The sequence below is a fragment of the Gordonia aichiensis NBRC 108223 genome (genome assembly GCF_000332975.1).
GTDB classification, from domain to species: domain Bacteria; phylum Actinomycetota; class Actinomycetes; order Mycobacteriales; family Mycobacteriaceae; genus Gordonia; species Gordonia aichiensis.
Genome location: NZ_BANR01000017.1, coordinates 102,742 through 127,982, shown reverse-complemented (window position 1 = coordinate 127,982; position 25,241 = coordinate 102,742). Strand labels below are relative to the sequence as shown.

The 25,241-nt window shown below is 66.3% G+C and carries 24 protein-coding genes; 8 read left to right on the top strand and 16 right to left on the bottom strand.

Translation table 11 applies throughout. The annotated features are described in order from the left end of the window. Positions 1-155: 155 nt before the first annotated feature. Positions 156-863 carry a response regulator gene (locus tag GOACH_RS15895; protein ID WP_245551919.1) on the top strand — a complete coding sequence of 236 codons (708 nt, stop codon included), beginning with the start codon at positions 156-158 and terminating at the stop codon, positions 861-863. Positions 864-953: 90 nt separating this feature from the next. Here GOACH_RS15895 and GOACH_RS15890 read toward each other — a convergent pair whose 3' ends face one another. The 6 genes from GOACH_RS15890 to mqo are packed head-to-tail and all read right to left on the bottom strand — an operon-like array spanning position 954 to position 8,789. Continuing rightward, positions 954-2,660, bottom strand: a complete 1,707-nt coding sequence (locus GOACH_RS15890) for a GAF domain-containing sensor histidine kinase (RefSeq protein WP_005176797.1) — start codon at positions 2,658-2,660, stop codon at positions 954-956. Continuing rightward, the gene (locus tag GOACH_RS15885; protein WP_005176795.1) at positions 2,660-4,057 is read right to left on the bottom strand and encodes a cobyrinic acid a,c-diamide synthase CobB; all 1,398 of its coding nucleotides are present in this window, start codon (positions 4,055-4,057) and stop codon (positions 2,660-2,662) included. Before GOACH_RS15885 ends, GOACH_RS15890 begins: the two co-directional genes overlap by 1 nt. 19 nt (positions 4,058-4,076) lie before the next feature. Further along, positions 4,077-4,694 (bottom strand): cob(I)yrinic acid a,c-diamide adenosyltransferase, encoded by a 618-nt coding sequence (cobO, locus tag GOACH_RS15880; protein ID WP_005176793.1) that lies wholly within the window; start codon positions 4,692-4,694, stop codon positions 4,077-4,079. 33 nt (positions 4,695-4,727) lie between these two features. Next, complete coding sequence (locus GOACH_RS15875) at positions 4,728-6,746, bottom strand: VWA domain-containing protein (protein WP_005176792.1); 2,019 nt, start codon at positions 6,744-6,746, stop codon at positions 4,728-4,730. Further along, positions 6,743-7,216, bottom strand: coding sequence for a GNAT family N-acetyltransferase (locus GOACH_RS15870; protein WP_005176791.1), 474 nt, complete (start codon positions 7,214-7,216; stop codon positions 6,743-6,745). The genes GOACH_RS15875 and GOACH_RS15870 overlap by 4 nt, the downstream gene beginning before the upstream one ends. A gap of 40 nt (positions 7,217-7,256) precedes the next feature. Further along, entirely contained in the window at positions 7,257-8,789 is a 1,533-nt protein-coding gene (mqo, locus tag GOACH_RS15865; protein WP_040518960.1) for a malate dehydrogenase (quinone), read from the bottom strand. Positions 8,790-8,956: 167 nt separating this feature from the next. On the opposite strand from mqo, the gene GOACH_RS15860 reads away from it, so the two are divergent. After that, positions 8,957-10,057, top strand: a complete 1,101-nt coding sequence (locus tag GOACH_RS15860) for an alpha/beta hydrolase (RefSeq protein WP_005176789.1) — start codon at positions 8,957-8,959, stop codon at positions 10,055-10,057. Beyond that, the gene (locus GOACH_RS15855; protein WP_005176788.1) at positions 10,054-11,469 is read left to right on the top strand and encodes a mycothione reductase; all 1,416 of its coding nucleotides are present in this window, start codon (positions 10,054-10,056) and stop codon (positions 11,467-11,469) included. The genes GOACH_RS15860 and GOACH_RS15855 overlap by 4 nt, the downstream gene beginning before the upstream one ends. A 10-nt stretch (positions 11,470-11,479) precedes the next feature. On the opposite strand, the gene GOACH_RS15850 is transcribed toward GOACH_RS15855, so the two are convergent. The 3 genes from GOACH_RS15850 to GOACH_RS15840 all read right to left on the bottom strand — a co-directional run bounded on the left by GOACH_RS15850 (position 11,480) and on the right by GOACH_RS15840 (position 14,316). Further along, complete coding sequence (locus tag GOACH_RS15850) at positions 11,480-12,316, bottom strand: alpha/beta fold hydrolase (RefSeq protein WP_005176787.1); 837 nt, start codon at positions 12,314-12,316, stop codon at positions 11,480-11,482. A gap of 67 nt (positions 12,317-12,383) precedes the next feature. Beyond that, positions 12,384-14,003 (bottom strand): cobyric acid synthase, encoded by a 1,620-nt coding sequence (locus tag GOACH_RS15845; protein ID WP_083859084.1) that lies wholly within the window; start codon positions 14,001-14,003, stop codon positions 12,384-12,386. Beyond that, positions 13,957-14,316 carry a winged helix-turn-helix transcriptional regulator gene (locus tag GOACH_RS15840; protein ID WP_005176784.1) on the bottom strand — a complete coding sequence of 120 codons (360 nt, stop codon included), beginning with the start codon at positions 14,314-14,316 and terminating at the stop codon, positions 13,957-13,959. The genes GOACH_RS15845 and GOACH_RS15840 overlap by 47 nt, the downstream gene beginning before the upstream one ends. Positions 14,317-14,438: 122 nt before the next feature. On the opposite strand from GOACH_RS15840, the gene GOACH_RS15835 reads away from it, so the two are divergent. Further along, positions 14,439-15,158: an SDR family oxidoreductase gene (locus tag GOACH_RS15835; RefSeq protein WP_005176783.1), complete on the top strand. Its 720-nt coding sequence runs from the start codon at positions 14,439-14,441 to the stop codon at positions 15,156-15,158. A gap of 20 nt (positions 15,159-15,178) precedes the next feature. On the opposite strand, the gene map is transcribed toward GOACH_RS15835, so the two are convergent. Genes map through GOACH_RS15820 form a run of 3 tightly spaced genes read right to left on the bottom strand, consistent with a single transcriptional unit; the run spans position 15,179 to position 17,003 of the window. Further along, positions 15,179-16,042, bottom strand: a complete 864-nt coding sequence (gene map / locus GOACH_RS15830; protein WP_040518926.1) for a type I methionyl aminopeptidase — start codon at positions 16,040-16,042, stop codon at positions 15,179-15,181. Continuing rightward, a complete protein-coding gene (locus GOACH_RS15825; RefSeq protein ID WP_005176781.1) occupies positions 16,039-16,629 on the bottom strand; it encodes an ATPase in 591 nt (196 codons plus the stop codon). Before GOACH_RS15825 ends, map begins: the two co-directional genes overlap by 4 nt. Continuing rightward, entirely contained in the window at positions 16,626-17,003 is a 378-nt protein-coding gene (locus tag GOACH_RS15820; RefSeq protein ID WP_005176779.1) for a TA system antitoxin ParD family protein, read from the bottom strand. The genes GOACH_RS15825 and GOACH_RS15820 overlap by 4 nt, the downstream gene beginning before the upstream one ends. A gap of 222 nt (positions 17,004-17,225) precedes the next feature. Here GOACH_RS15820 and GOACH_RS15815 point away from each other — a divergent pair, with 222 nt between their 5' ends. The 4 genes from GOACH_RS15815 (at position 17,226) to GOACH_RS15800 (ending at position 21,471) form a co-directional block, all read left to right on the top strand. Then, on the top strand, positions 17,226-18,209 hold the full coding sequence (locus GOACH_RS15815) for a heme/hemin ABC transporter substrate-binding protein (protein ID WP_157227779.1): 984 nt from the start codon (positions 17,226-17,228) through the stop codon (positions 18,207-18,209). Further along, positions 18,206-19,285 carry a FecCD family ABC transporter permease gene (locus tag GOACH_RS15810; RefSeq protein WP_040518925.1) on the top strand — a complete coding sequence of 360 codons (1,080 nt, stop codon included), beginning with the start codon at positions 18,206-18,208 and terminating at the stop codon, positions 19,283-19,285. Before GOACH_RS15815 ends, GOACH_RS15810 begins: the two co-directional genes overlap by 4 nt. Then, the gene (locus GOACH_RS15805) at positions 19,279-20,073 is read left to right on the top strand and encodes a heme ABC transporter ATP-binding protein (protein WP_005176774.1); all 795 of its coding nucleotides are present in this window, start codon (positions 19,279-19,281) and stop codon (positions 20,071-20,073) included. Before GOACH_RS15810 ends, GOACH_RS15805 begins: the two co-directional genes overlap by 7 nt. Positions 20,074-20,253: 180 nt before the next feature. Continuing rightward, positions 20,254-21,471: a DUF7373 family lipoprotein gene (locus GOACH_RS15800; RefSeq protein ID WP_005176772.1), complete on the top strand. Its 1,218-nt coding sequence runs from the start codon at positions 20,254-20,256 to the stop codon at positions 21,469-21,471. A gap of 55 nt (positions 21,472-21,526) precedes the next feature. Here GOACH_RS15800 and GOACH_RS15795 read toward each other — a convergent pair whose 3' ends face one another. The 4 genes from GOACH_RS15795 to GOACH_RS15780 all read right to left on the bottom strand — a co-directional run bounded on the left by GOACH_RS15795 (position 21,527) and on the right by GOACH_RS15780 (position 25,199). Further along, positions 21,527-22,192, bottom strand: coding sequence for an SDR family NAD(P)-dependent oxidoreductase (locus GOACH_RS15795; protein ID WP_005176770.1), 666 nt, complete (start codon positions 22,190-22,192; stop codon positions 21,527-21,529). Beyond that, positions 22,189-22,332 carry a hypothetical protein gene (locus GOACH_RS23800; RefSeq protein WP_157227766.1) on the bottom strand — a complete coding sequence of 48 codons (144 nt, stop codon included), beginning with the start codon at positions 22,330-22,332 and terminating at the stop codon, positions 22,189-22,191. Before GOACH_RS23800 ends, GOACH_RS15795 begins: the two co-directional genes overlap by 4 nt. Positions 22,333-22,423: 91 nt before the next feature. Then, positions 22,424-24,259, bottom strand: coding sequence for a penicillin-binding transpeptidase domain-containing protein (locus GOACH_RS15785; protein ID WP_005176768.1), 1,836 nt, complete (start codon positions 24,257-24,259; stop codon positions 22,424-22,426). Between the two features lie 103 nt (positions 24,260-24,362). Further along, positions 24,363-25,199, bottom strand: a complete 837-nt coding sequence (locus GOACH_RS15780) for a GNAT family N-acetyltransferase (RefSeq protein WP_005176766.1) — start codon at positions 25,197-25,199, stop codon at positions 24,363-24,365. Positions 25,200-25,241: the final 42 nt, after the last annotated feature.

Sequence of the window (25,241 nt, the reverse complement as noted above, 5' to 3'; positions counted from 1 at the left end):
TGCGTCATCTCCGGGTGCTCGCTTCCGACCACACACCGGCCCCCGGCAGATATTTACTGTCGCGTGTGACGCAGGAGGCGCGAGAGAGACCAAAGACCCCAATGACCGGGGACCGACGTCGCGTACTCGGGTGCGACCTGCGGTAATTTCGAGGCATGCACTCCGAAGGTCAACCGTCGACCGATCCCGCCACGAGCACGTCCTCCGCGCAGGATGCGTCAACGGTGCGTGTCTATCTCGTCGATGATCACGAACTCGTACGCCGGGGCCTGCGCGATCTCCTCAGTACGGCCGACGACATCGAGGTCGTCGGCGAGGCCGCGTCGGTCGGCGAGGGACGCGTCGGCATCCTCGCCGCCAAGCCGGACGTCGCCGTCCTCGACGTCCGGCTCCCCGACGGCAACGGCGTCGAACTGTGCCGTGACGTGCGCGCCGCCGAACCCGGGATTCGCTGCCTGATGCTGACCAGCTACGCCGACGACGACGCCCTACTCGCCGCCGTGCTCGCGGGTGCTTCGGGCTTCGTGCTCAAACAGATCCTGGGCCACAACCTGATCGCAGCGGTACGCACTGTGGGCCGCGGAGGGTCGCTTCTCGACGACCGCTCGACGGCCGCGCTGCTCGCCAAGCTGCGCGACGGCAAGAACAAGCCGTCCGACCCGCTCGCCGAGCTCACCCATCAGGAGCGGGAGGTGTTCAACCTCATCGGCGAGGGACTGACCAACCGACAGATCGCGCAGCGAATGTTTTTGGCGGAGAAGACGATCAAGAACTATGTCTCGCGTATCCTCGCGAAGCTCGACATGCAGCGGCGTACCCAGGTAGCCGTGATGGCCACCAAGATCCGCGACGGTAAGGCCTGAACCGCTCCTGAATGCGGGTCGGATCGAGCAAAGTGGATGCTGCAGCACACAGATCCTTCGATCCGACACACATCCCGTCTGCGGATCCGACTACGCGAGTGGCACCGACCACGTCAGTGTGGTCCCCGACGATCGGCCCGCCGCCACGCGCGGATTGGTGACGACGGTGAACGTCCCATCGCATTCCTCAGCACGACGCGTGAGGTTCTCCAGACCCCGATACGTGACGTCGGTACCGATCCCGACCCCGTCGTCGGTGATCTCCACCGACAACACGTCATCGGCGCTCACCGACACCGAGATGTGCTCCGCGTGGGCATGACGCAGCGCATTCGACAGCCCCTCGCGGAGTACGGCGTCGATGTGCGGTCCGAGTGCATCCGGGACCACCGTGTCGACCGGGCCGTCGAACTGCACGCTCGGCGCAATCGGTGCGTGACCCGACAACTCGGACACGATGTCGAGGACTCGTCGCCGCAGTGTTGCGGTGTCGTGGTGTCCGGGAACGGTCTGCAGGTCGAAGATCGACGTGCGGATCTGTGCGATCGTACGGTCGAGGTCGGTCATCACCTGCTCGAGCCGTTCGGAGCGTGCGGCGTCGTCGAACCGGCGTTCTCCGTTGCCGCCCGCCGCGAGCATCGTCTGGATTGACATGCCGATCGCGAACAGTCGTTGGATCACGTGGTCGTGCAGGTCACGGGCGATTCGATGGCGATCCGAGAGCACCTCGAGATCGCGGGCGATCTGCTGCTGCTCCGCATAGACCATCGCCAGCGACGCGACCTCCGCCACACCGGCGAGACCCGACGCCTCCTCGACCTCCCACACCGGCTCCGTGTCATGCGTGATCACGATCCATCCGAACGCCCCGGACGCACGCTGCAGCGGCTGCACCGTCGCCCATCGGGCGCCCCGCCGCGCCAGCTCCGGCGAGACGTCGGCAACGGGCACGATCGACATACCCGCATCCTCTGGCGCCACGAAATGCGCAGGATCGAACTCGACCGGATCGCCGGTGTGCCCGCTGAGCGCGACATCGCGGTCGTCGGCTCGGCCCCCGCCGTCTACACCGTCGCCGGTGGACAGTCCGTCACCCGCGCCGCTGACGATGAACACATCGCTCGCGCCGACGAGTTCGGCGACGTCGGTGCACATCCGGGACAGCGTGTCCTCCAGGGCAATTCCCGACAGCGGCTCCGAACCGCGCCGAACCAGCACCTGCATCCACCGCTGCCTCGTACGCGAACTCTCGAACAACTGCGCGTTGTCGACGGCGATGCCCGCCGCCACGGCCAGGACCGCGATCAACGCCTCGTCCAGCGGCGAGAACTCGTCGGCCGAACGCTTCTCGGTGAGATAGATCCGCCCGAAGTTCGACCCGCGGATGATGATCGGCGCGCCCAAGAATGTCGTCATCGGCGGGTGGTTGGGCGGAAAGCCCACCGAGGCAGGATGTTTCGCCAGATCCGGGATGCGCAAGATGTGGGGATCGTTGATCAGCACGCCGAGCACTCCCTTGCCGACGGGCAACGACCCCATGGCAGCGCGCTCCTCGGGAGTGATTCCGGTATAGACGAACTCAGCCAAACCACCGTCGGGACCACGGACACCGAGCGCACCGTAGCGCGCATCGACGACACCCACCGCGACCTCCACGATTCGCTGCAGCGCTTCGTCGAGGTCGAGCCCCTGGCCGACGACGAGTACCGCCTCGAGCAGATCGCGCAGGATTGCCGGGTCGTCGACGCCATGCTCCCGCAGGATGTCGAGTACCTGCCCGACCGAACTCTCCGCCATCACGTCTCCTTCCCCTCACACGCGCGCACGAAACGTGCGATGGCCGCGGGTACTGCGGCAGGATGCACGTGCAGATACGAGGCATGGACATTCGTCGAGGCGATCCCGTCGGTGCGGGGAGTGCCGTGGTGGTCACGCCAGGCCCACGCGGGCGTGGCGGTGGCGAGTTCGACGACGCTGCGATGGAATTCGTGTCCGGTCACCCGTTCTCCGGCACGGTAGAGCATCGAGTCCGTTACCGCGACGGCGTCGCGGTATCCCAGGGTGAGCGACGGCCCGAACCGCCCAGCCCCGTCGATGACGCCGGTCATCGGATGGCCGTCGAGCCCGGCAGTCAGATATAGGAGGCCGGCACATTCACCGTGGATGGGTCCGCCATCTCTGTTCAACACTGAAATGTCTTCGCGCAGTTGTTCGTTCGTCGCGAGCTTGTCGGCATGCTCTTCGGGAAAACCTCCACCCACGACGAGGCCCGCGGTGCGCTCGGGCAGGCGGTCGACGAGCGGGTCGAACTCCACCACGTCCGCGCCTGCCGCACGCAGCAGCTCGGTGTGCTCGGCATAGCCGAAGGTGAACGCCGCGCCGGCGGCGAGTGCGACGACCGGACGTCCCGGCGTCGTCTTCTCCCCCGCGTCACCGACGGCGTCTGCCGCTGACCACGGTGCACACGTAGCACTGCCGCCCGACTGCGCGATCTCGACAATCGCCTCCAGATCCAGTGCAGCGCCTACCATTTCCGCCATCGCGTCGACGGCATCAACCGCCTCACCCGACCTCTCGGCTGCAGGGATCAGGCCGAGATGTCGAGACGGCACACTCAGGCGAGCATCTCGACGCAGCACTCCGAGTACGCGCATACCGACGCGGGCGCACGCCTGCCGCAGGACCGCCTCGTGCCGGGGCGATCCCACCCTGTTGAGCACGACACCTGCGATCCGCACCGATGGCTCGTAGCCGACGAAACCATGCAGCAGCGCTGCCAGCGACTGACTGTGCCCGGCGGCATCGACGACGAGCACGACCGGCGCCTGCAGGAGTGTGGCGACGTGGGCGGTCGACCCTGTGCCGAGGGAATCGGACTCGGCGACATCGTCGGAGGCTATTCGTCCGTCGAACAGACCCATGACGCCCTCGACCACTGCGATGTCGGCGCCGGCACTGCCCGCCATGAACAGCGGGCCGATCAGATCCGCGCCGACGAGGTTGGGATCGAGATTGCGGCCCACCCGTCCCGCAGCGACCGCGTGGTAGCCCGGGTCGATGTAGTCGGGCCCCACCTTGAACGGCGCCACCCGGTGCCCGGCCCGGCGCAACGCGCCGATCAGACCGGTGGTCACCGTGGTCTTGCCGCTGCCCGACGACGGAGCGGCGATCACGACCGTCGGCGTGGTCGTCACGCGGCGGTCCTCATCGGCGTCACCACTCGATCCCCTTCTGTCCCTTGCGCCCTACGTCCATGGGGTGTGCGACCTTGTGCATCTCCGTCACGAGGTCGGCCGCGTCGACGAGTGCCGCGGGGGCGCGGCGTCCGGTGATCACCACGTGTTGGCGTCCAGGACGGTCGACGAGTGTGCGTACCACGTCGTCGGTGTCGATCCAGCCCCAATCGAGGGGGTAGGTGAACTCGTCGAGCACATAGAAGTCGTGCTGCTCGTCGGCGAGACGACGCGCGATCTCGCCCCACCCGGCACGGGCCGCAGCAGCATGATCATCGGTGATGTCGGCGTTGGCGCGCAGCCACGACCAGCCCTGCCCCATCTTGTGCCACTCGACGGGCCCGCCGACGCCCTGCGTGTCGTGAAGCTCACCGAGAGCCGACATCGCCGACTCCTCACCCACACGCCACTTGGCACTCTTGACGAATTGAAAGACCGCCACCCGCAGGCCTGCGTTCCATGCACGCATCGCCATCCCGAATGCCGCCGTCGATTTCCCCTTGCCGTCGCCGGTGTGGACGGCAAGCACCGGCTGCTGGCGACGCTGACGGGTGGTCAGTCCGTCGTCGGGCACTGTCTGCGGAACACCCTGGGGCACAGTCACTCTCCTCGTTATTGCCCGATATCGCGATCAGGCGGCCGACGCGCGCGCCGGGCGCCGGTCGGTTGCGGGAGCCGACAGCGCCGCGACCGAGAGTTCGTCCATCCGCATCGTCTGCGCCCCGAGGCGCGCGGCCAGATCCGTGGCGAGTCCCAGCCGGACAGCGCCCTGCTCGCAATCGACGACGACGCTGTCGATCCCGTTGCGCCGGATCCGCTGCGCCGCAGAGGCTGCCCGTCCGGCAGCGTCGGGCCCGGCTGTGGCCCGTCCGTCGGTCAGTACCACCAGCAGCGGTCGACGACGCGGGTCGGCTCGTCGAGCCCGGTCGATCACCTGCTGCGCTTCGATCAACCCCTCTGCCAACGGGGTTCGGCCGCCGGTCCTGATGTCGGCGAGACGTCGGACCGCGACGTCGACCGATTTGGTCGGCGGCACGACGAGTTCGGCACGGGCCCCGCGCGCGACCACGACCGCGACCCGGTCGCGACGGGTGTAGGAGTCACGCAGCAGATCGACACAGAGCCGACTCACCGCGCTCAGCCTTCTGCGCGCCGTCATCGACCCGCTGAGGTCGACGACGAACACCACCAGGTTGCCCTCCTGCCCGATCCGCTGCGCCCCGCGCAGATCGGCGGGCGCCACCGACACCCCGCCGGTGGGGGGCGCGGAGGTCGACGCGGCGCGGCCCGCAGCGCGCAGCACGGTGCCGAACAGGTGCAGCGATCCGCCTGGCGCGAAGTCGGTGTCGGACACGGTGTGTCCGCGACGGCTGCGTGCGCGTGACCGTTTACCCGGATCGCCGTCGCCGATGCCGTCGGCCCGCAGGCGTCGCAGACGCGCACCCGAGTTCGGTGCCGCGGGCCCGAATGTGTGGCCGTTGGGAGCCTGTTGAGGCTGCGTCGACGCGTCCTTGTCGGCCTCATCGTCGGACCCCTGTTGCGGAGCAGGCGGATCGGAATCGAACGGGGGTTCCCCGAACGAGTCGGGTCCCCCGACCGAGTCGTCGCGCTGCTCAGGACTCGGTGTGCCGTCGGGCCCGTCCGGATCCGGGTCCGGTTCGTCCTGCGGGCCCGCCGCGTCGTCGCCCGCTGACAGCGCGTCGTCGAGTTGTTGGTCATCGAGCCCTGACTCGTCGAACGGGTCACGCCTGCGGCGGTGTGGCAGAGCGAGTTCGACGCCGATGCGCACGTCCTCCTGCGTCACCGAAGTCGCGCCGCGCAGTGCCGCGTGAGCGGCAGCGGTCCGCGCGACCACGATGTCGCCACGTAATCCGTCGACGTCGAGGTGGGCACAGATGCCCGCGATCCTGCGCAGCTCCCGCGCACTGATCTCGACGTCTCCGACCGACCTGCGCGCCGCACCGATCCGATCGGACAGTGCCTGTTCCTCGTCGGCGTAGCGTGCGACGAATCCCTCGGGGTCGGCATCGAAGTCCATCCGCCGCCGCACGACCTCGACCCGCTCGTCGACCTCACGTGCCGCGGTGACGTCGACGGCCAGACCGAAGCGGTCGAGTAATTGCGGGCGCAGTTCTCCCTCTTCAGGATTCATCGTCCCGACGAGCACGAAATCGGCGGCCTGCGTATGTGACACGCCGTCTCGCTCAATGGTCACACGTCCGCTGGCGGCTGCGTCGAGCAGCACGTCCACCAGGTGGTCGGCGAGGAGATTGACCTCGTCGATGTAGAGCACCCCACCGTCGGCGCGGGCGAGAAGGCCCGGTGTGAACACCGCCTCGCCGTCGCGCAGTACGGCGGTCAGGTCCAACGAACCGACGACCCGGTCCTCGGTGGCGCCGATGGGGAGTTCGACGACCCTGCCGGTCGCGGAGTCGTCGGCGCCCTCATGTGCGATGACCGGGCCCAGACCACGCACGATCGTCGACTTCGCGGTGCCCTTCTCGCCGCGGATCAGCACACCGCCGATCCCGGGTGACACCGCGCACAGCATCAACGCCAGCTTGAGCCGATCCTGTCCGACGACGGCACTGAAGGGATAGCGGGCAGGCGTGACGGGCTGCGCTACGGCGACCGCATGTCTGCCGCTCATGCGCGCAGTTTCCTGGCGGGTCGGAGCATCGAGACGTGCGGAATCCCGTCCTCGAGGTACTCCTCGCTGTCGACGACGAACCCGAACTTCGCGTACATGTCGATGAGATAACTCTGCGCCTCGATCCGACACGGACTGTCGCCGACCTCCGCGAGCGCCGTCTCGATGAGGCGCGCGGTCATGCCCTCGCCGCGCCGGGAACGATCGGTGCACACACGTCCGATCCGGTACATCTCGCCGTCGCCGGGAGCGCCGGAATCCTCGAGTAATCGCAAGGTGGCGACCACCCGTCCGGAATCGTCGGTCACCCAGAGTTGCCGCGTGCCCGGCTCGAGATCTCGTCCGTCGAGTTCGGGATACGGGCATGATTGTTCGACGACGAACACGTCCACCCGCAGCCGCAGGATGTTATAGAGCGTCTCGACGTCGAGGTCGGCCGTGAAGCTGCGATGAAGCTGCCCAGTGGTCATGGTGTCGTGACTATCACACTGACAGCACGCACGTCACAACTCAGCCTGCCGGCGCGGGCTGCACGTCGGCGTCGGCAGGCGCGTCGACGGTGTCGCGTCGCAGCTCGAGGCTGTTGCTGGTCCAGTCCCACACCTGGTGGAAGAGATCGGCGTTGTCGGAGAGCTTCTTGCCGAACGACGGAATCATCTCGGTGAGCTTCGGGGTCCAGCGCGCGAAGTCGGCCGGGAAGCACTGCTCGAGCACCGACAGCATCGCCGGAACAGCAGTCGACGCACCGGGCGACGCGCCGAGCAGACCCGCGATGGTTCCGTCGCCTGCCGCGACGACGGCGGTGCCGAACTCGAGCTTGCCGCCCATGCCTTTGGAGTTCTTGCGGATGACCTGCACGCGCTGGCCTGCCGTGATCAGTTCCCAGTCGTCGCCGACCGCACGCGGCACGAACTCACGCAGGGTGTCGACGCGATCGGCAGGGCTCGCGGCGAGCTCGCTGATCAGGTACTTGAGCAGACCGAACTCTTGCGGGGCGATGGACATCATGGGCAACACGTTGCCGGGCTTGACCGAGCTGAGCAGGTCGGTCATCTTGCCGCTCTTGAGGAACTTGGGCGACCAGCCGGCGTACGGGCCGAACAACAGACCCTGGCGGTGATTGATCACTCGGGTGTCGAGGTGCGGCACCGACATCGGAGGCGCACCGACAGCGGCCTGGCCGTAGACCTTGGCGTGGTGCTCGTCGATGAGTTCGGGATTGGTGCAGCGGAAGAACTCTCCGGAGACGGGGAAACCGCCGAAGCCCTTGGCCTCCTTGATGCCGGACTTCTGCAGCAGGTGCAGTGCACCGCCTCCCGCGCCGACGAACACGAACTTGGCGTGGACGGTCCACTTCTCGCCGGTGCGGACGTTGCGCACCTTGAGGATCCAGCTTCCGTCGGACTGCTTGTTCAGGTTGGTCACGGAATGACCGAAGTAGATGTCGCCACCCTTGCCCACGAAGTTGAGCAGCTTCTGGGTCAGCGAACCGAAGTCGACATCGGTGCCGTCGGTGAACCAGTTGAGGGCAACCGGATCGGAGAAGTCACGGCCGTTCGACATGAGCGGGAGGCGGGCGCTGAACTCACCCGGGTCGGTGATGTACTCCATGCCCTCGAAGAGAACCTCCTTAGACAGCGCGTCGTAGCGCTTGCGGAGGTACTCCACTCCAGCGTCACCGTGGGTGAAGCTGACGTGCGGAATCGGATTGATGAACTCCGAGGGACGGGAGATGATGCCGTTGTCGACCGCGTACGCCCAGAACTGTCGGGAGACCTGGAACTGCTCGTTGATCGCGATCGCTTTGGTGATGTCGACGCCACCGTCTGCGGTCTTCGGGGTGTAGTTCAGTTCGCACAACGCCGAGTGACCGGTGCCTGCGTTGTTCCACGGGTCGCTGCTCTCGCCTGCTGCGGCGTCGAGCCGTTCGAACAGGCTGATCGTCCAGTCAGGCTGCACCTGCCGCAGCAGCGCGCCGAGGGTGGCACTCATGATGCCCGCACCCACGAGCGCAACGTCCGTCTTGATCACCGATTCAGACAACTCGGACCCCACTTCAGACTCCACTCGACAACACTGTCTTGTGTTGCGGAGGACGAATCCTCGTCCACGTCGACCATTGTTCCCCATCGGCGTGTGTGCGCCCGAATCGCCTCCGCCAAGTGTGGGCCGGATGACACTTGCGTGCATGCGTCGACAGCGCATTTAGAGTGGAAATCGTGACTGTATCCCCAGAGTCGACTGCTCGGCGGTCGACGTCCTCGGAGCAAAGCGATCGCACTCTGACCCAACCCGACACCGATTCCGGTTGGCAACCCGACGGATTTCTCGACCACTTCGAGGTGCGGACCTTCGACCTCGGCCCCGATCCCGACGGTGAAGACCCCATCACCGCCACGCTGGTGCGCAAGCCCTCCACGGCGTCGACGGCGACCAAGGGTGCTGTTCTCTTCGTCCACGGGTTTACCGACTACTTCTTCCACGCCCCGCTCGCCGATCACTTCCACGATCTCGGCTATGCCTTCTACGCGTTGGATCTGCGCAAATGCGGCCGCTCGCTGCTCGAGCACCACACACCGCACTTCGCCCGCAACCTCGCCGTCTACGACCTCGAACTCGGTCTCGCACTCGATGCCATCGCCGACGACATCACCGAGGACACACCGGTGCTTGTCGCTGCGCACTCCACGGGCGGATTGATCACGCCGCTGTGGCTTGATCGTCTGCGCACACAATCCCCCGGCCGCCACGCGCGCGTGTCAGGACTTCTGCTGAACAGCCCGTGGCTCGACCTGCAGGGCGCGCCCGTGCTGCGCACCTATCCGGTGACGATGTTCATCAAAGGCATTGCGGCCCTGCGTCCCTTCGAGAAGCTCTCCCGCGACCTCTCGGCAGCGTATGGCGAGAGCCTGCACGTCGACTCCCACGGCGAGTGGGCCTATGACCTCGCGAAGAAGCCACTCGGCGGGTTCCCCGTCACGTTCGGCTTCCTCAACGCCGTGCGCTCCGGACAGCGGCACCTTCACCGCGGCATCGACGTCGGAGTACCGACGCTGGTGCTGCGCTCGGACAAGACGAAGTTCGCCAAGCACTACTCACCGACGGTCGACGCAGCCGACGTCGTGCTCGACGTCTCGCAGATCGCCCACTGGAGCGGCAGTCTCGGTGGCCATGTCACGGTCGCGCCGATCACGGGTGCACGCCATGACGTGTTCCTGTCCGTCGAATCGGCGCGCGCGCAGGCCTACGCGGAGGTCGATCGCTGGCTGGATTCGGTGGTCGAGCCCGCACGACAGGAGCACGCATCATGAACGCAGCACCCGCGACGACAACCCGCACGCAGACAGTCGATCTCGCAATCATCGGCAGTGGCAGCGGCAATTCGATTCCCGACGACCGGTTCGCCGAGAAGAGCATCGCCATCTTCGAGGAAGGTATCTACGGCGGGACCTGCCTGAACGTCGGCTGCATCCCGACAAAGATGTTCGTTTATCCCGCAGAGGTGGCCGACACGGCGTCGGACGGGGATCGTTTCGGTGTTCACTCGCGGGTCGACGGTGTCGACTGGCCCGCGATTCGCGACCGGGTCTTCGGTCGGATCGACCCCATCTCCGCCGGCGGACTGCAGTACCGCGAACTCGAGTGCGAGAACATCACCGTCTACGACTCGCATGTCGAGTTCGACGGCCGCGACGACGACGGCAACTACCGGCTCGCGACGGCTGACGCGCTAATACTCGCCCGTGAGGTGGTGATCGCCGCGGGTTCGCGCCCCGTCATTCCTCCGGTCATCGCCTCGTCCGGCGTGACCTTTCACACCAACAACGACGTGATGCGGCTCCCCGGTCTGCCGCGGCGCATGATCATCCTCGGAAGCGGTTACATCGCAGCCGAATTCGCGCATGTCTTCGGTTCACTCGGCACCGACGTCACGATCCTCGCGCGTGGCCCGATGTTGCTCCGCAAGCTCGACGTCGAGTTGTCGACCCGCTTCACCGACATCGCGGCAGGCAAGTGGGATGTGCGCCTCAACCGTGACCTCGTCGCCGCGGAGGACCTTCCCGGCGGTGGTGTCCGTCTGACGTTGGGAGACGACGAGATCGTCGAAGCCGACGTACTGCTGGTGGCCACCGGGCGTGTCTCCAACGGCGACCGTCTCGGAATCGACACGATCGGCCTCGCACTGACCGATGACGGCAGGGTCGAGGTGGATGGGCACGGTCGGACCGGTGCGCGCGGAGTGTGGGCGCTCGGCGACGTGAGCTCCCCGTTCCAGCTCAAACACGTGGCCAACCACGAGCAGCGCGTGGTGCAGGCGAATCTCCTGAAGGGTTGGGATGCAACAGATCTCGAAACCTTTCAGCACAGCGTGGTACCGGCGGCGGTGTTCACCCATCCGCAGGTCGCCGCGGTCGGCATGACGGAGTTCGAGGCACGCGACTCGGGTCACAACATCGCGGTCAAGGTGCAGGAGTTCGGCGACGTCGCCTACGGCTGGGCGATGGAGGACACCACCAGCGCGTGCAAGGTGATCGCCGATCGTGACACCCATCAGCTCCTCGGCGTGCACATCATCGGACCGCAGGCACCCACGTTGATCCAGCCCGCGATCCAGGCGATGAGTTTCGGACTCGGCGTTGAGGACATGGCACGCGGGCAGTACTGGATTCATCCGGCGATGCCGGAGGTGTTGGAGAACGCACTGCTCGGGCTGGTGTTCTGAGGCCGTGCGCTCAGAACACCGCCGAGCGCAGCGCTATCTCGCTGGCCAGTTCTTTCGCGGCCTTCTGCGGAATCCAATGGTCGACGCCGGGTAGTTCACAAAAGCGGTAGTCGCCGTAGACGTACCGTCCACTCCCCTGCGCCTGAGCCCTGCCGAGCGCGGTGTCGGCATCCGACCACACCAGTGTCGTCGGGATCTCGACCGGTGGGCACGACAACGTGGCGGCGATATCGCCGGTGAAGTTGGCGCGGTACCAGTTGAGTGCTGCGGTGAGTGCTCCCGGCTCCTTGAGCGGAGCCAACTCCGCCTCGGTCACCCCCGCGCGACGCAACAGCACGCCGTTGCGGGCCAGCAACTTCTCCTCGGCTCCTTCGGCGATGAAATCCTTGATGTACGACGACTTCTCGCGCTGATCCTCGGCGTCGTCCGGCGCCTTGATCGCGTCACGCATCGACGACGGATGGCCTGTGCTCGCCACGATCAGGCCGGTGAACCGATCGGGGTGTTTACCCGCGAGATGCCAGGCAACGATCCCTCCCCAGTCATGCCCGACGAGAATTGCATACCGCACATCAAGCGCATCGAGCACCCCGAGAGCGTCATCGACGAGCGCCTCCAGACGGTAGGCCTGGACGCCTTCCGGACGCGCGCCGGGGCTGTAGCCGCGCTGATCGACCTGGATGGTGCGCAGGCCCGACTCGTGCAGGCGGTCGGCGACGTCGTCGTAGCACGAACTGTTGACCGGGAACCCGTGCAACATCAGCACCCAGGGACCGTGGTCGGGTCCGCCGACTCGGACGTCGAAGGTCAGGTCGCCGACAGTGATCTCGCGCCGCTCAGTTTCCACCCCACCAACCCTAGCGGCGCGAGCGCATCCGAATCAGCGGGTTGAGCCGGGTCACAGGTCGGACATGTCACCAGCCAGATCTGAACTCACGCGCGGGCTCCTGGTGGTGGACTATCGTCGGCGCTCTGCGGACCACGTCGTCAGAGATGATCTCGCACAGGGCAGACATGTCGAGGTGTGCCGTCACCACATCGGCCATCAGGTCGAGTTGCCTCTCGCGGATCGTCGCGACATCGGTGTCGGCGGCGGGCACGAACCGCTTGCCCGCACCCATGGCAACCTCGCGCAGATAGGCCCGACGGAAGTCGTCTGATGCGAGCAATCCGTGCCAGTGGGTACCTCGGATCGCGTCACGACGTGCACCCTCCGGGCCGCACTCGTCGTCGTCGATCCACGTCGCCTCCGACGAGCGCTCGACCCTGCCGTGGTGGATCTCATACCCGCTCACCGTGAGGTCGTCGACGACGCCCGTTGTACTGCGCAGCACCTTCTGCGCCTCGAATCGCACGTCGACGTCGAGCAGTCCGAGTCCGTCGACGACGGACTCTCTCGACGACTCGATCGTGTCGACGATGCGCCGTCCCAGCATTTGGAATCCACCGCAGATCCCGAGAACAGCCCCGCCGCGCGCCACGCGTTCGGCGAGCGCCACGTCGAGCCGACGCTCCCGCAGCCACGCGAGATCGTCGACGGTCGCCCGGGTTCCCGGCATGACGACGAGATCGGCCGTGCGTATCGATGCCGGGTCGGCGACCCAGGTGACATCGACCCCCGGCTCACAGGCGAGCGCTTCGACGTCAGTGGAATTGGAGATGCGCGGCAAGCGGACCGCGGCGACGGTGAGTCGCTCGCGCAGGCCCGCACCCGCGGTGTCCGGCGGACCGACTCGACGCCCCACCGGTGCGGCCAGCGAGTCCTCGGCGTCGATCCACAGGCCGTCGACGAACGGGAGTACTCCGAGTGTCGGACGCCCGGTCAGTGCGCTGAGTGTGTGCAGGCCGGGGTCGAGAATCGTCGCGTCCCCTCGGAACTTATTGATCACATATCCGGCGATAAGCGCCTGGTCGTCCGCGTCGAGGATCGCGGTCGTGCCGAACAGGTGCGCGAGGGATCCACCGCGATCGATGTCGGAGACGACAATCACCGGTAGATCCGCCGAGCGAGCCAGACCCATGTTCGCGATATCGGTCGCGCGGAGGTTGATCTCGGCGACCGACCCGGCACCCTCACAGATGACGACGTCGAATTCCGCACGCAGAGAGGCGAGTTCGTCGGTGACCACGTCGCGCAGCTCTGCCCGGCGGGTGAGGTAGTCGCGTGCACCCACGTCTCCCGCAGGCCTGCCGCGGACCACGACGTGCGAACGGCTGTCGCTCCCGGGTTTGAGCAGCACCGGATTGAAACGGGTGGACGGCGCCAGCCCGCATGCCGCGGCCTGCAGCGCCTGCGCACGACCGATTTCGCCCCCGTCGAGCGTCACTGCCGAGTTGTTGGACATGTTCTGCGCCTTGAACGGTGCCACCCGCACTCCCGAGCGCGCGAGCGCCCGACACAGTCCGGCCACGACAAGGCTCTTGCCAGCATCCGAACTGGTACCCCCGACGAGGAGCGCTCCGCGTAACTCCGTCACCGAGCCCACCCTAATGGTCGTCGAATCGACGGTGTGCGGCCTCGACGTCGGGCACATGGGTTTCGGCCCACTCACGAACTGCGGCGAGTGGGCCGAGCAACGACTGACCCAGCACGCTCAACGAGTACTCCACATGCGGCGGCTGACCACCGTGGTCGACGCGGTCGACGAGACCGTCGTATTCCAGGGCGCGCAGCGTCTCGGTGAGCACCTTGGGTGTGATGCCCTCGATATGTGTGCGCAACGCACTGAACCGCATGGGTCCCGACGCAAGAGCGGTGACGACGAACACCGTCCAGCGAGCCCCGATCCGATGCAGCACGACCCGACTCGGGCAGGTCTGCGCCATCACGTTGTACGCCTTCGACATTCCCCGTCCACTCCTCGACCTCACCGTCACGACCGGTCATCGACGGTTTCGTTGAAGATACCAGTATCAAATCCATACCGTAGGTGACGTCCGTCAACGCACACCCATCCGAGGAGTACATCGTGAACCACACATTGTCCGGCAGCAGCGTCCTGGTCGTCGGCGGCGCCAAGAACCTCGGTCTCGCCATCGCGCGACGAGCCGACGAACTGGGCGCCTCCGTCGTCATAGGAGCGCGCGACCTCCAGGCGGCCACCACGGCTGCGGCTGACCTGCGCTCAGGTCGTGCCGTCGCTCTCGATGCCGCCGACGAGGAATCGATCGCACGGGCCGCGCAACAACTCGGAGCCGTCGATCACATCATCAGCACCGCGGCCGCCCATCACAACGTCCCGGTCGCCGAACTCGACCACGACGCGACGGTGAAGGCCTTCGAGGCCAAGGTGATCGGGCCGATGTTGCTGGCCAAGCACTTCGCGCCGCAGATGCCTCCGACCGGATCCATCATCATGTTCTCCGGTGTTGCCGCGTGGAAGCCTGCATCGGGCTTCTCGGTCATGGGTATCACCAACGGGGCCGCCTCCTTCGCCGCCGGCCACCTGGCACATGAACTGGCACCCATCCGGGTGAACGCGGTCTCGCCGGGGATCGTCGACTCGGGAACCTGGGACGGCATGCCCGACGCCGATCGGGCCGCGTTCTTCGATGGCGCCGCAGCGGGCACGCTCGCCGGGCGGGTCGGACACGTCGACGACATCCTCAACGCGGTCGAGTGGCTACTGACCGCGGGCTACGTATCCGGGGAGACCATTCACGTCGAGGGTGGTGCGCGCAGTGCGTGATCGGCGACGGCGAGGATTCCCTACTCGTCCGGAATGGTCAGCACCTCTGCGCCGTCGTCGGTGACGACGAGCGTGTGCTCGAACTGTGCGGTCCACTTCTTGTCTGCGGTGACAACGGTCCAGCCGTCGTCCCACATCTCCCAGGGCAGGCCACCGAGGTTGATCATCGGTTCGATCGTGAACACCATGCCGGGTTCGATCACGGTGTCGACGTTGGGCTGGTCGTAATGCAACACCACCAACCCGTTGTGGAACGTCTCGCCGATGCCGTGGCCGGTGAAGTCACGGACGACGGTGTAGCCGAACCTGTTGGCATATGCCTCGATAACCCGCCCGATCACATTGAGCTCACGACCTGGCTTGACCGCCTTGATCGCTCGTTCGGTGGCGATCCGGGTGCGCTCCACCAGGTCGCGCACCTCCTGCGACACGTCGCCCGCGAGAAACGTGGCGTTGGTGTCGCCGTGCGCGCCGTCGATGTACGCGGTCACGTCGATGTTCACGATGTCGCCGTCTTCGATCACCGTCGTATCGGGGATCCCGTGGCAGATGACCTCGTTGAGCGACGTGCAGCACGATTTCGGAAAGTCTTTGTAGCCCAACGTCGACGGGTAAGCCCCGTGATCGATCATGTATTCGTGGGCTATCCGGTCGAGTTCATCGGTGGTGACCCCGGGGGCCACCGCCTTACCGGCCTCCGCGAGCGCATTGGCCGCGATCTTGGAGGCGACGCGCACCTTCTCGATGACCTCGGGGGTCTGCACCCACGGTTCGTGCCCCTCGTTGACGGTCGGCTTCCACGCGTATTCGGGGCGCTCGATCGAATCGGGCACCTGCCGGATGGGTGTCGGCTTTCCGGGTCGCAGAGCAGTTCGCACGGTCATTCCTCCAGACTAGGCTGCGTGATCTCGATCAGTTCTCGGGGCGCCCAGGACGGCCATCGGGCAGTGCCCGCGTGATCGCCGTCGACAAAGCGCGCGACGATCCGCGTGACGTCGGGCGCCGAGTTGTCGTAGACGGTCGCGTGATCGACCATGCCGATGGCAGCAGAGACGAGCGCCCACAAGCGCGTATACCTCCCGCGGATCTTGTCCTCCGGGACGAAATGGCCACCCTCGACCACCCGCTCGGCGACACGAGCAACCGACAGATCGACCGGCACGAGCACGACGTGGAGGACAACGACGTAGCCGGAGCGTCGCGCACGGGTGATGAGGTGCAGTTTGGACGGGTGGGAGAAGACCGTCTCGGCGACGAACGACTCGCCCTGCTCGATCAATGTCTCGCGGATCGTCGAGGCGATCCGCGCCGCCTCGTACGAGTGCGCCTCGGGAGAGTCGGGCCACCGCTCACGAGCGATCACATCGGCGTTCACGAAAGCGCTGCCCGGCAACAGCGGCGCGAGTCGCTGCTCGACGAACGTCGTCTTACCGGCGCCGTTCGGCCCGACGATGAGGTCGAGCCGCTTCACAGAACAATCTGCGTACCGTCAGGAAGATGCTTCACCACGCGTCCCTCGTCGTCGAGCGCGACTGTCGCGAGACCACGCGCTGCGCGATCGGCGACATGGTTGCCGGTCGCGAGCGACTCCTCGAGCGACGCAGCGACCTCGGCGTTGAAGACCGCACCCTCCTCGATCGAGAGATCGCCGAGCGGGATACGTCCCGCGAGTGCGGCTTCGACCCGGCGTCGGGCAACCTGCCGCTGGTCGGACACCTCTCGGCCCACCCGCACCCAGTGCTCGAGTTGCTGTCGGGCCGAGCGCTGCTCGCGTCGGCCCTCCGACGCCGCGGCGTCGACCAGTTCCGACGACAACCGGGTCACCTTGTCGGCAACGTTCGTCATGGCTCCTCCTGACCCCTGTCTCCACCTAGTGTAGCAATCTGCTACATGCGGCGACGGAGAACACCTGCGATCCCTTCACCAGTGTCTCCGACCCGACGACTAAGGTGAGACTAAGCCGACGCATTGCCCCAGGTGGCACGAGATCACACGTCGGGGAGAGCGGGAGGTCGCGGGCGAGTGAGGTCTTCACGAGTGCTCGCGGTGCTACTCGGATCGCTGGCCATGCTTGTCGCAGGCTGTAGCACCGCACCCATCGAACAAGGGACCAGCAGTTCGGTGTCTGCGACGGCCCACCTGCGCAGCGGACCATCAACCGCAACACTTCCCGACTCCGACGTCGTGCCCGTCACCGCGACCCCGACGACCACGCTGCCGACGACCGTCGACTCTGTCGGACACGGCAGGGTCACCGTCACCGACACCAGCCGCATCGTCGCCGTCGATCGCAACGGAACACTTGCCAACACGGTGTTCTCCCTTGGGCTCGGTAGCCGGGTCGTCGGGCGAGACACCTCGACGACGTTCCCATCGGCGTCGAGACTTCCACTGGTGACATCCAACGGGCACACGCTCAGTGCCGAGGCCGTACTGGCACTGAACCCCAGCGTGGTGCTCGTCGACGAGGACACCACACCGCCGGGTGCCGTGGATCAGATCCGCAACTCCGGCATCCCCGTCGTGGCATTCACGTCCACCAGGACCATCGCGAACACTCCCACGCTCATCCGCGATGTGGCCGCAGCACTCGGCGTCCGGGAGGCCGGTGAGCAACTCGTCGCCCGCACCGAGAAAGAGATCGCCGACGCTCGATCCGCCGTGCCGAACCCGTCCGGCAGTCCACGGATGGCGTTCCTCTACATCCGTGGCCCGCGGCTGATTCTGCTGTCCGGACCGCAATCGGGTGCCGACGATCTGATCGCAGCGCTCGGCGGAACCGACGCGGGCACGGCGTCGGGCCTCAAGCCGGGCTTCACGCAGGTCACCACCGAAGCACTGCTCGCCGCGAACCCGGACGTGCTCCTCGTGATGACCCAGGGCGCCGATTCGGTCGGTGGACTCGACGGCGTTCTCGCTCTGCCCGGCGTCTCGCAGACCAGCGCGGGCAAGGCGCGGCGGGTGGTGCAGATGGATGAAACGGAGATGCTCTCCTTCGGGCCGGACACAGGAAAGGTGCTCGGCGCACTCGCCCGGGCCATCTACGAATGACCCTTCAGCGCTCACCCTCGCGACCCCGACGCCGCACGACCGGAGCCGGCCGGGTGTCGGGCACCGTCGTGATCGTGGCACTCCTGGTGTTGACGGTCGTGGTGGCGATCACCTCGGCGGCCGTCGGGCAGGTAAGCGTGTCGCCCGTCGAGGCCCTCGGCAGCCTCGCACACCACCTCCACCTGCCTGTCGGGCCACTACCAGCAGACATCGGCGAGTACACACTGTGGAACGTCCGCTTCCCCCGCATCGTGATGGGCCTCATCGTCGGCGCAGCGCTCGGCGCGGGCGGGTGTCTCATGCAGGGTGTGCTGGCCAACCCGCTCGCCGAACCCGGCGTGGTCGGGGTGTCGTCGGGAGCCGCCGTCGGAGCGGCGCTGATGATCGTCATCGGCGGTGTCGGGGTCAACGGGTGGGCCCTGGCCGCCGTCGCGTTCGTCTTCGCGCTCGCCACATCCGCCGCGGTCTATGTGCTCTCGCTTCGTGACGGCTCCTCGTCGCCGATCATGTTGGTACTCACCGGCATTGCGGTCAACGCGTTCGCTCTCGGCATCATCGCCTACCTGACGTTCATCGCGTCGACCACCGCCCGCGAGCAGATCGTGTTCTGGCAGCTCGGCTCGCTCGAGGGCATCGGCTGGGGACCCGTGTGGGTGGCACTGCCGCTCGTCGTGGCCGCCGTCGCGGCGTCGTTTCTCTTGGTGCACAAGCTCGATCTGCTCGCCCTCGGCGAGGTACAGGCAGCCTCGCTCGGCGTGAACGTCGAGGTGGTGCGTCGACAGGTCATCGTGCTCGTCGCGATCCTCACCGCGGCGGCGGTGGCATTCACCGGCATCGTGATGTTCGTCGGACTGATCGTGCCGCACCTCATGCGGCTCATCGTTGGACCGCGACACTCGATCCTCTTGCCGACCAGCGTCATCGGCGGCGCATTCGTTCTCGCCGCCGCCGACCTCGCAGCCCGCACCGTGATGCCTCCGGCGAGCCTGCCGCTCGGCCTGTTCACGTCGATCGTGGGCGGGCCGGTCTTCTTCCTGCTCCTGCGCCGCAGTCGCAACGCGGGGGCCGGGTGGTGACCACGGAAGCAGCGACCACATCCGGGTTGCTCGGCGAACACATCGACGTCGAGCTGGGTGGCAGGCTGGTCGTCCGCGACGTCACCCTCACGGTCTCGCCGGGCGAGCTCGTGGTGCTGGTGGGTCCCAACGGATGCGGCAAGTCAACACTCCTGTCGGTGATGGCGGGTTTACGCACTCCGCAGTCGGGTCGCGTGCTGATCGACGGCACCGACATCGCGGAGATGCACGCCCGGGAATTGGCACGGTCGCGTTCGCTCGTCACTCAGCAGAACCGGCCGGACACCCCGTTCACGGTCGCCGAGGTCGTCGAGATGGGCCGGTACCCCTGGCTGCGCACACCGCAGGCCGCCGAGTCACCGACAGTGATCGCCGAATCGATGCGGGTGTGCCACCTCGAGGAGATCGCCGACCGGCCCTTCGGGCAACTCTCCGGTGGTCAGCAGGCACGCGTATCGCTAGGACGTGCGCTGGCGCAATCAACCCCGATCATGCTCCTCGACGAACCGACCGCAGCGCTCGACATCCACCATCAGGAGGCTGTGCTCGATATTCTGCGCAGCCACCGCGACAACGGTGCCGCCATTCTGCTTGTCGTCCACGACCTTTCGCTCGCCGCCGCCTACGCCGACCGCGTCGCCCTGATGAAGGAGGGACATCTGCTGGCCGTCGGATCGGTGCGCGAGGTGATGACGTCCGATCGGCTGTCGGACACCTACGACCATCCCGTCGAGATCTGGGACCACCCCGAAACCGGTGCCCCGATCATCATCCCCCGACGACAGTGAGTTGATCGCCTACTCACCGCGTCATTCACGCGACTGCGAAGCCAGAGCGGGTGCCGATGCCGAGCGACCGTCGTATTAGGGTGCACTGTGGTCGTCTGAACGATTCGGCCAGGGAAGGGCTGACAGGCAATGAGATTCAAGCGAGCCACGTCGCACTGGTGTGCAGCGGGAGCAGCGGCTGTGGCAGCAATCTTGACCGTGGCTGGTTGCTCGGTCGATGGCGACCCGGTCGCTTCCTCGGGCGACGAGTCCGTTGATGTCGCCACACTCGACACCGGTCGGTACCCCACCAGCCCCCGTCCGACTTTCGGCACCGTCACCGATGGCGTCGAGATTTTTCGCATCGACGCTCAACGGTTGGCACAGTATGTCGTCGTACCGTTCGAGATCGATCCAGACCTCACGTCGACGTCCCTGCCCACGCAGGCGATCATGGGGTCGCCGGGTGGCTTGATTTCGGACTCGGCGAACAATGTGGCCGTCAACAAGGACCGATTCCTCTTCGGGTTCGCCGTGGCTGCGGGCACCCCCGACTCGCAACTGCGACAGGGTAATCCACGCCATCTGAACACAATGGTGTTGCGATACGTGACGCCCGAGGACGCGAAGACCGCGGCCACGCAGATGGCGGCAGCCACTGCCTCCGATAAAAAGACTACGACGGGCACACTTGCGGGAATGCCGGACACCGTCACCGTCGCCGGTAGTACGGGCGACAACCGGCAGCTCATGACCTTCACTTATCACCAGACCTTCGTGATCTACGAATGGTTCGAGACCAACTCGGCACATGCCGACCTGCTCGAACCCACTATTCGAAAGGCCGTCGGCTTACAGACCGCACTCGTCGACCAGTATCCGATACGGCTGAACAGGGTCGAACGCGAACAACGGGGTATCAAGAACATCGACTACCCGGTTCAGGACCAGAACAAAGTCCTCGTCTACGCCTTGCCATACACCGACGCGGAAATCGAGAACAAGGACTCGACGATCCTACGCAGCAGCGTGCGCGCAGTGTACGGACCACGTGGTATGGCACAGACAAGTGATGATCCGGTGACGACCTTCACCACACTGACCAAGGTGGGATCCACGGCCAACGCTGTCGAGAAGTCCGTTGTCTACCGTGCGAACACACCAGAGGGCGCCACGACCATAGTGGACGCGTTCCGAGCGAGTGGTACGTCGCGCGGATGGAAGGATCTGCCCGCACCCCCCGGCCTCCCCAATGCGCGCTGCGCGTCCTCAACCAACTCGACGAACAACCTCTACCAGTGCTACGTCAAGAAGGGCCGCTATGTCGGAGAGGTCTCCTCGACGGACAAGAAGGACGTCTACCAGCAGGCAGCTGCGCAGTACGTGATTCTCACCAAGGCCGACCAGAATGCTCACTGAACAGGTCGCGGGGCCTGTTCAGTCACCGTCGAGGGCTTGTCCCGACTCCGCTCGCTCAGAACCGTGCGGTCGGGAATCGCTGCGCGCCGGCGAGGAACCGCTCGTGCTCGGCGTGCAGCCGGTCGCGAAAGTCCGCCGTGTCCGTCGGACCGAAGCCGACGACTGGTTCCCGCTTCTCGAGCCGAGGAAACACCGAATCGCAGAACTCGTCGACGTCGGCGCCATGCGCTTGACCCGGTCCCGCCAGGCCGGTGGCCACTGCGGGCGGAACAGGTTCTGATACCGCAACACCCGTATCAGCCAGCGTGTACCGAAGATTCATGGTGTAACTGTGCAGAGTTGCTTTCGCCGCGCTGTACATCGGAGCGAACGGCTGAGCGGTAAACGCTCCCCCAGATGTCACGTTGACTACGTGGCCGGCCCGATCCTCGCGGAGAAGCGGCATGACGAGGTCGGCGAGTTGAACAGGCGCCGACAGCAGCAGATCGATCTCTGTCTGGCGCTCAGCCCAGTCCGCACAGTCAGAGGCGATGGACACTCGGCGCTGCACGCCTGCGTTGTTCACCAGCACTGCCAGCCGACCGAATCGGCATCGGATGGTGTCAGCGAGACCGGCCCGGTCTTCTGCCCGCGCGAGATCGCCGTGAATCGCCTCACCACCTGGTACCTGGGTGAGCGCCTGGCGTAGACGATCTCGGTTGGGAACGAAGCCGCCTGTCACGCCAACTTGCGCGGATGGAGCAGCGAGGGCTGATTCGGCGTGACAGCACGGCGACCGCGCGCCACATCGCCCCGACCGACAACGGACGACGACTCGCCGCGCACGCGCGCGGCGTACACGCCGACGCAGTCAGACGTCATCTCCTCGACGCGGTTCCCGACCCAGCGGCACCTACATTCTGGTCGGCGTTACAGTCGCTCGCTGCCGCTCGACGAGAGTAAGCGCTACACGTCAGGGACGCGACGACGTCGCGTATCCCGGCGGGAGGAAGTTGAAGAAGTCGCGGGTCACAGCCACGGCGTTGTTGGAGTCGGCGCCCCGGACGACGAGCGTCGCGAAGGCGAGGTCACCGCGGTAGCCGGCGAACCAGGCATGCGACCCGCCGTCGAACTCCGCCTCACCTGTTTTGCCGTAGATCTCGCCCTCGTCGGCGATCGTCGTGCCCGTGCCCTCGGTGACCACGGCCCGCATCATGGGCCTGAGCTTGTCGACGACGCCGGGCTCCAGTTCGGGAGTGGGACCGGTGACCTTGGTCGGTTTGCCCAGGATCAGCTGCGGGACAGGCCGTTTCCCGTCATTGGCGACGGTGGCCGCAACCAGACTCAGGCCGAGTGGACTGACCAGTACTTTGCCCTGACCGAAGCCGTCCTCGCTGCGGGCCACGAGTTCACTGGCGATGGGCACCGAACCCGACACCGCGTCGAGACCGGCGATCTCGTACTGCTCCCCCACCCCCATCGCCGCGGCGGTGTTGGCGAGATCCGACGGCCCCATCATGCTCGCGAGGTGGGCGAACGTCGTGTTGCACGACGCCGCGAACGCCTTGAGCATCGAGACGGTACCCAGGGAGAATCTGTCGTAGTTGGGAATCGTTCGCGGGCCGATCTCGATCTCACCCGGGCACGGCACCAGTGAATCCGGTTGTGCGAGATCGCGTCTGATGGCCGTCGTCGCGGTCACCATCTTGAAGGTCGACCCCGGCGGATAGAGGCCGGTGGTGGCTATCGGCCCGCTCGCGTCGGCAGCCTGGTTCTGCGCGACCCCGAGAATACGGCCGGTCGACGGTTGGATGACGACCATCGCTATCTGAAAACGGTTGGTGGCATCCACCGCTCGCTGCGCGGCATCCTGCACAGCACGAGACAGGCTCAACGAGATCGACGGTGCCGGGGTGGCAGCATGATCGGTGAGGACGTCGGCGTCGAGACCGTTGGGATTCACTGTGACGACGCGCCACCCGACGTGCCCGTCGACCTCGCTGTCGACAACCTTCTTCACCTGTGACAGCAGCGCAGGTGCAAACCCTTTGTCCTTGGCGACAAGTTCGGCCTGCTCGTTGGTGACGACCCCGGGGATGGCCAATTGATCACGGAGACGGTCGAATTGGGCCTGATCGAGACGGGTGATGGGGTATTCGCCGTCGGTGGCCGTCGAGTCCTCGGCGATCTTCTGTGCGTCGAGTGACATACCCGTCGCGTTGAGCGCGGCGGTCAACCGGGTCACCGAGTCGGCGACGGACCCTTGTGCCGCAGCCTTCTTCGCGTCGAAGTTCACCCCGACCACCGTGCCGTTGACCATCACCTGCGAGCCGTCGGCCTCATTGACCGTCGCCCTCGGCGCCTCGACGATCCGCATCGACAACCGCTGGTTGGCACCGAGATCGGGGTGTACATCCGTCGAAGTCCAACGGACAGACCATCCCGAATCGCTGCGCCCCATCTTGACCGTTGCGGGATAGCTCCATTCGCGACCGCGAGGCAGCTTCCAGTGATAGGTCACGTCGACGTCGGCCGTGTCGCCGTTGATGTCGGCGCGTCCGGTCTCCGCGGTCATCGACGCGGCGCCCAGCCCCGACCACGCGCCCTCGAGGCCCCCGGCCGCCTGCGTCGGGTTGTCGGTCAGCGCCGCCGCGGCGTCGATGTCACGCTTGCCGAATTCGGTCAGAAAGTGTTGTGCAGCCTGACGCGGGCCGTCGTCGGCCGACGTGCACGCCGTCGCCCCGACGATAAGGGCAGCACTGAGCGCCACGGGGATCAGGGGAACGACGCGACGTCTGCGAAACACCATCGGTAGCCGATGATAAGCCCGCCGCCATGGCCCGTCGGGGAGGCTCGCGGACAGTCGACGACCCCGGCCGCGCCCCTGGTCTTACACCTAGTCGGTCTGACACCTAGTCGACCAGAACGGTGGCGAAGGTTCCGACCTCGCTGAACCCGACCTGTTGGTAGACCGCTCGTGCGGGGAGGTTGAAGCTGTTCACATACAAACTCGGGATGCGACCCTGCGCCTGGATCGCGGCCGCAACCGCTGCCGTGCCTCCGCCGCCGAAGCCCTCCCCACGTCGGGCGGGGTCGACCCAGACGCCTTGGATCTGACCGACTCGCCGTGAGAGCGAACCAATCTCGGCCTTGAACACCACCTGCCCGTCCTCGAAGCGGGCGAACACACGCTGCGCCGAGATCAGTGCAGCCAGACGGCGTCGATACGACCGACCGCCGTCGCCTGCACATGGGTCGACACCAACCTCGCCGATGAACATCTCGATGGCTGCGGGCAGATAGACATCGAGGTCGTCGAGCGTGACCAACCGCACGCCGGGATCGGGCGCGACGCGGGGTGGACCGGACAGCGCGAGCAGCGGTTGAACCGCTCGTATCTCCCGCGCCGGGCCCCACGAGGGGCATAGCCGCTCCCACATCGCGAGCACGATGTCGGAACCGCCGACGATCGACGAGCACACGCGCGCACTCGCCAGCGCGCGTTCGGCGAAGTAGTTCATGTCCGCCGGTGTACCGACCAGCGGAATGAGATTGGCGCCGGAGAAACACAACGACGTCGACGGGTTGTCTGCGGTCCAGAGTTCGCCGCCGAGCAGTCTCGGGTCGATACCGTGCGTCTCGAAGCGCGCAGCAACCATGCAACTGGCAACGGGATCGGCGTTGAGGACGCGCGACACCGCGGGGGCGTCGCGTGCGCCGAGCGGTTTGTCGCCCAACAGCCTCAGCACGTCATTCCTCCATCGACCCGGGCCGTCTGATCCCCGACGTGT